This window comes from Microbacterium sp. (assembly GCF_031178525.1).
Classification (GTDB): domain Bacteria; phylum Actinomycetota; class Actinomycetes; order Actinomycetales; family Microbacteriaceae; genus Microbacterium.
Map to the genome: position 1 here is coordinate 1 of NZ_JAPSJA010000173.1, position 5185 is coordinate 5185.

Sequence of the window (5185 nt, forward strand, 5' to 3'; positions counted from 1 at the left end):
CGGCTACCGGGTTCGAACCGATGACCCCCTGTTTACAAGACAGGTGCTCTACCAACTGAGCTAAGCCGGCGACGCCGCCGGGCATCCGGCGACCGAGTCGAGCATACCGACCCTGATCAGCCCTCGGGGGACGAGGGGGACGGCGTGGGGGTGGCGGTCTCGAGGTAGGCCTCGCTGTCGACGGCGAGGAGGAAGGCCGCGAACTCCTCGGGAGCGTCCAGCGCACCGACGTACGGCTCGCCGTTCACCAGCACCATGGGGGCGCCAGAGAGGGTGAGGTCGTCCGTGCCGGGAAGCGGTCCGTTCAGCGCACGCTCGGTGGCTTCCCGAGCCCACGCGAAGTAGTCCTCGTCCTCGATGCACGCGCGCACGGCCTTCGTGTCGTCCGCCCCGGTGGCGATCGCCAAATTCGCGAGCTCCGCGTCGCTGAAGCCGCCGCTGTCGCGCGCGGGCTGGTTCGTCAGCAGCTCGTGGTTGAACGCCGCGAAGGCCTCGGGAGCGTGTTCGACCACGCACGCGGCAGCCCCGGCCGCGCGCTGCGAGTACTTGGTGCCGCTCGACTTCGACGTCAGCAGGGCAACGGGGTGATAGACGACCTCGACCGCACCCTGGTCGACCCACTCGGACAGCTGCGCAGCGTTGACGCGCTGGAACTCGCCGGCCGCCTCCGAGAGGTAGTCGATGTACACGTGGATCTGGATGGGCTCTGCGCCGGGCGTCTCGGACGGGGCGGGCGCCTCGGGCTCGGACGTCTCGGCGGGCGCGGCCGTGCCGGAGGGGTCGGGCTGCATCGCCTCGTCGACGACGACGCCGTCATCCTCGAGGCTGGTCGGATTGAGCGTCGGCTCGGACACCGCAGGCACGACGATGCTGGTCACGGCGTACGCGATGCCGGCGACGGCGGCGAGAGCCAGCAGGACGAGCGCGGAACGGCGCAGCACGCGATTGCGCGACTGGCGCGCCTTGACCTTCTGAGCCTTCTCGCGCACCGCCTCGCGACGGCCTCGCGCGTCGGGCGTCTGGCCCGTCTCGTCGCTCGACATGCAACCTCTCGGAACGTGGATCCGGCCGCGCACAACGGCCACAACGTCCTCGATGCTAGTCACGGCTGCTGAGAGAAACCCAGACAGGACGGCCATCTCGGCCGCACGGCACGCGGCGACACGCCCGGGTCGACGCGAGCGCGGGACCGCATGCCATACTGATCCCGACCCAAAGGCGGGTCGGCGGCGGTTCATCCCGTCGCTCCATTCACTACGGATCGTCCGGCACGTACCTGCCGGTGAAGGAGAAAGTCATGGCATCCGTCACCTTTGACAGCGCCACTCGCGTCTACCCCGGCGGCACCCGCCCGGCGGTCGACGGCCTCGACCTCGAGATCGGCGACGGCGAGTTCCTCGTCCTGGTCGGCCCCTCGGGTTGCGGAAAGTCCACCTCGCTGCGCATGCTCGCCGGCCTCGAAGAGGTCAACGACGGCCGCATCATGATCGGCGACCGCGACGTCACGGACGTGCCGCCGAAGGACCGCGACATCGCGATGGTGTTCCAGAACTACGCGCTGTACCCGCACATGACCGTGGCGGAGAACATGGGCTTCGCGCTCAAGATCGCCGGCGTCAACAAGGACGAGCGCGCCAAGCGCGTGCAGGAGGCGGCCAAGCTCCTCGACCTCGAGCCGTACCTGAACCGCAAGCCGAAGGCCCTCTCGGGTGGTCAGCGTCAGCGCGTCGCGATGGGCCGCGCGATCGTCCGCGAGCCGCAGGTGTTCCTCATGGACGAGCCGCTGTCGAACCTCGACGCCAAGCTGCGCGTCCAGACCCGCACCCAGATCGCGTCGCTGCAGCGCCGCCTCGGCGTCACGACCGTGTACGTCACGCACGACCAGACCGAGGCCCTCACGATGGGCGACCGGATCGCGGTGCTGAAGGACGGCATCCTGCAGCAGGTCGGCACGCCGCGCGACCTGTACGAGAAGCCGAACAACGTGTTCGTCGCCGGCTTCATCGGCTCGCCCGCCATGAACCTGTTCCCGGCCGACATCGCCGACGGCGGCATCAAGTTCGGCACGAAGGTCGTGCCGGTCGAGGCGTCCGCCCTGGCCAAGGTCACCGGAAAGCAGGCGACCATCGGCGTGCGTCCCGAGGACATCGAGGTCGGTCCGGCGGGTGGTGAGGGCCTGAGCGTGGTCGTCGACCTCGTCGAGGAGCTCGGCGCCGACGGCTACCTGTACGGCCACTCGGACATCGAGGGCGTCCGCACCGACATCGTCGCCCGCGTCGACGGCCGCAATCACCCGAACGCGGGCGAGACCGTCACGCTCGCGGCGGTGCCGCACCACGTGCACGTGTTCGACATCGAGTCGGGCCAGCGCGTGACCGCCGCCATCACGCAGTCCTGACGCACCACACCTGACGGCGCGGGCGGATCTCGACGATCTGCCCGCGCCGTCCTGGTTTCACGCTCCCCTTCCCCGTCGACTCGGAGGCGACCCCATGCCCGACTCCCTCCGCATCACCGCGACCGAGACCGATCCGCAGCTGCTGACACTGCCCTGGTCGATCCGGCTCGAGGACTGGCCCTCGCGCCACATCGTGAAGCTCCCGAAGGGCATCTCGCGCCATGTCGTGCGGTTCAGCGAGCTGTCCGGCCAGGTCGTCGCGGTCAAGGAGACGACCGCCGAGATGGCGCAGCGCGAGTACGACATGCTGGGCGCGCTCGCGCGGCTCGATGTGCCGTGCGTGCGCCGCGTGGCCGTCATCTCCCAGCGGCGGACGACGGACGGCGCCGCCCTCCCCGCGGCGCTCGTCACCGCGCATCTGAAGTTCTCGATGCCGTACCGCGCGCTGTTCACGCATGCGCTGCGTCCCGACACCGCGACGCGCCTCGTCGACGCGCTGGCGCTGCTGCTCGTGCGACTGCACAACGTGGGGTTCTACTGGGGCGACGTGTCGCTGTCGAACACGCTCTTCCGCCGCGACGCCGGCGCGTTCGCGGCGTACCTCGTCGACGCCGAGACGGGTGAGCTGCACGAGGACGGTCTGAGCGTCGGTCAGCGTGACCACGATCTCGATCTGGCGCGCACCAACATCGCGGGCGAGATCCTGGATCTCGCCGCGAGCGGCCGGCTGGAAGGCGGCGTGGATCCTGTGAGCATCGCGGACGGGATCGTGTCGGCGTATCGCGCGCTGTGGAGCGCGATCCACGACGAGCAGACGTTCTCCGTGAGCGAGGCGTGGCGGATCACGGAACGCGTGCGCCACCTGAACGAGCTGGGCTTCGACATCGGCGAGATGTCGATCGAGACCGCGGCGGGAGGCACGCGCGTGTCGATCCAGCCGAAGGTCGTCGACGCGGGCCACCACACGCGGCGCCTCATCCGCCTCACCGGCCTGGACGTCGAGGAGAACCAGGCCCGCCGGCTGCTGAACGATCTCGACGAGTTCCGGCTGCGCTCCGGGCGCCCCGAGGAGGAAGAGGAGCTCGCGGCCCACGAGTGGCTCACGCAGGCGTTCGAGCCCGTGGTGCGGGCGATTCCGATCGAGCTGCGCGGCAAGCTGGAGCCCGCGGAGGTGTACCACCAGGTGCTCGAGCACCGGTGGTTCCTGCAGGAGCAGCGGGAGGCGTCCGTGCCGGTGGCCGAGGTGCTGACGAGCTACATCCGCGACGTGCTGCGGCACCGCCGCGACGAGGCGACCATCATGGGCCCCCTCACCGAGACGATCACGGGACCGGGCGGCGTGGTCACGGGCGCCGTCGACTGGCGCGACCTGGTCTGACCGCCTGACGCCTCAGGAGGCGACCGTGAAGCGCGCCCGGTGGTGCACGGGCGACTCGAGCTCGTCGACCACCGCGATCGCGAAGTCCGCACCGGAGATGTACGAGCGGCCGTCGTCGTCCGACACCAACACATCGCCGCCGGTACGGTAGCTGCCCGTGCGCTCGCCCGGCGCGAAGGCGCCGAACTCCACCGCCGGATGCACGAAGAACCAGTCGACGGAGGCGGGGGTCTGGGTGAGATCGTCGAGCACGCCGATCATCTCGAACGCCTCCGGCTTGAACTCCTCGGGGAACTGCCCCGCATCGATCAGGCGCGGTCCGCCCTCCGCCACGAGACTGCCGCCCGCGCCGCCGATCACGCCGAGACGCACGCCCTCGGGCAGCGCGGCCACGAGCTCGGCGATCGCGGGCCGCACCAGGCCCTGCATGTCTCCCCGTGGCGCGACGGCGACGACGATCGCCTGCACGCCCTCCAGCTCCGCCAGCAGGCCCGGGATGTCGAGCAGCGAGCCCTCGAGGTACGTGGCGTGCGCGACGCGCTCGGTCGGGACCTTTCGCGCGATCGAGACGACCGTGTGACCGCGTTCCGCGGCCTCCTGCACGATGTGGCCGCCGGCGTAGCCGGTGCCTCCGATGACGGCGATGCGGGCCATGTTCTTCTCCTGGGTGCTTACTGCTGCAAGGCCTACGCGGCGCCGGCCGCGGCGCGGACGGTCGCGATCTGGTACAGCGCGACCGATGCCGCGATGCCGGCGTTCAGCGACTCGGTCGCGGACGAGATGGGGATCGACACGATCTGATCGCACGTCTCGGTGACGAGGCGCGAGAGCCCCTTGCCCTCGCTGCCGACGACGATCACGACCGGGCGGTCGCCGAGCTCGAGCGCGGGAAGCGAGACATCGCCGCCGCCGTCGAGGCCGAGCACGAACACGCCCTGCTTCTTGAAGTCCTTCAGCATCGCCGTGAGGTTCGTGGCCATCGCGACGGGGATGCGCGCCGCGGCCCCCGCGCTGGTCTTCCAGGCGCCCGAGTTCATGCCGGCTGAGCGTCGCTGCGGGATGATGACGGCCTGGCCGCCGAACGCGGCGGTCGAGCGCACGATCGCGCCGAGGTTGCGCGAGTCGGTGATGCCGTCGAGCGCGACGAACAGCGGCGTCTGACCCTGCCCGATCACCTCTTCGAGCAGGTCCTGCGGATGCGCGTACTCGTACGGCGGCACCTTGAGAGCGACGCCCTGGTGCACGCCGTCGAACCCGGCCATGCGGTCGAGCTCGGGGCGCGTGACCTCGAGCATCGGGATCTCGCGGTTCTTGGCGATCGCGAGCATCTCCTTCACGCGGTCGTCCATCTCGACGCGCTGGGCGATGTAGAACGCGGTCGCGGGGATCTTGGCGCGCAGCGCCTCGAG

At 70.2% G+C, this 5185-nt stretch carries 5 protein-coding genes; 2 read left to right on the forward strand and 3 right to left on the reverse strand.

The features are described 5' to 3' along the window. Positions 1 to 116: 116 nt before the first annotated feature. Positions 117 to 1043, reverse strand: coding sequence for a thioredoxin domain-containing protein (locus RIF89_RS10720; protein WP_309069100.1), 927 nt, complete (start codon positions 1041 to 1043; stop codon positions 117 to 119). Between the two features lie 254 nt (positions 1044 to 1297). Between RIF89_RS10720 and RIF89_RS10725 the strand changes: the two genes are divergently transcribed. Continuing rightward, the gene (locus RIF89_RS10725) at positions 1298 to 2398 is read left to right on the forward strand and encodes a sn-glycerol-3-phosphate ABC transporter ATP-binding protein UgpC (protein ID WP_309069101.1); all 1101 of its coding nucleotides are present in this window, start codon (positions 1298 to 1300) and stop codon (positions 2396 to 2398) included. Between the two features lie 94 nt (positions 2399 to 2492). After that, positions 2493 to 3776: a DUF4032 domain-containing protein gene (locus tag RIF89_RS10730; RefSeq protein ID WP_309069102.1), complete on the forward strand. Its 1284-nt coding sequence runs from the start codon at positions 2493 to 2495 to the stop codon at positions 3774 to 3776. 12 nt (positions 3777 to 3788) lie between these two features. On the opposite strand, the gene RIF89_RS10735 is transcribed toward RIF89_RS10730, so the two are convergent. Beyond that, a complete protein-coding gene (locus RIF89_RS10735; protein ID WP_309069103.1) occupies positions 3789 to 4430 on the reverse strand; it encodes an NAD(P)H-binding protein in 642 nt (213 codons plus the stop codon). A gap of 32 nt (positions 4431 to 4462) precedes the next feature. Next, the coding region (gene rlmB, locus RIF89_RS10740; RefSeq protein WP_309069104.1) for a 23S rRNA (guanosine(2251)-2'-O)-methyltransferase RlmB at positions 4463 to 5185 on the reverse strand (723 nt) is incomplete at its 5' end.

Coding starts and splice junctions, on each gene's coding strand:
- RIF89_RS10720 (WP_309069100.1), bottom strand. CDS start 1,043: ATGTCGAGCGACGAGACGGGCCAGACGCCCGACGCGCGAGGCCGTCGC.
- RIF89_RS10725 (WP_309069101.1), top strand. CDS start 1,298: ATGGCATCCGTCACCTTTGACAGCGCCACTCGCGTCTACCCCGGCGGC.
- RIF89_RS10730 (WP_309069102.1), top strand. CDS start 2,493: ATGCCCGACTCCCTCCGCATCACCGCGACCGAGACCGATCCGCAGCTG.
- RIF89_RS10735 (WP_309069103.1), bottom strand. CDS start 4,430: ATGGCCCGCATCGCCGTCATCGGAGGCACCGGCTACGCCGGCGGCCAC.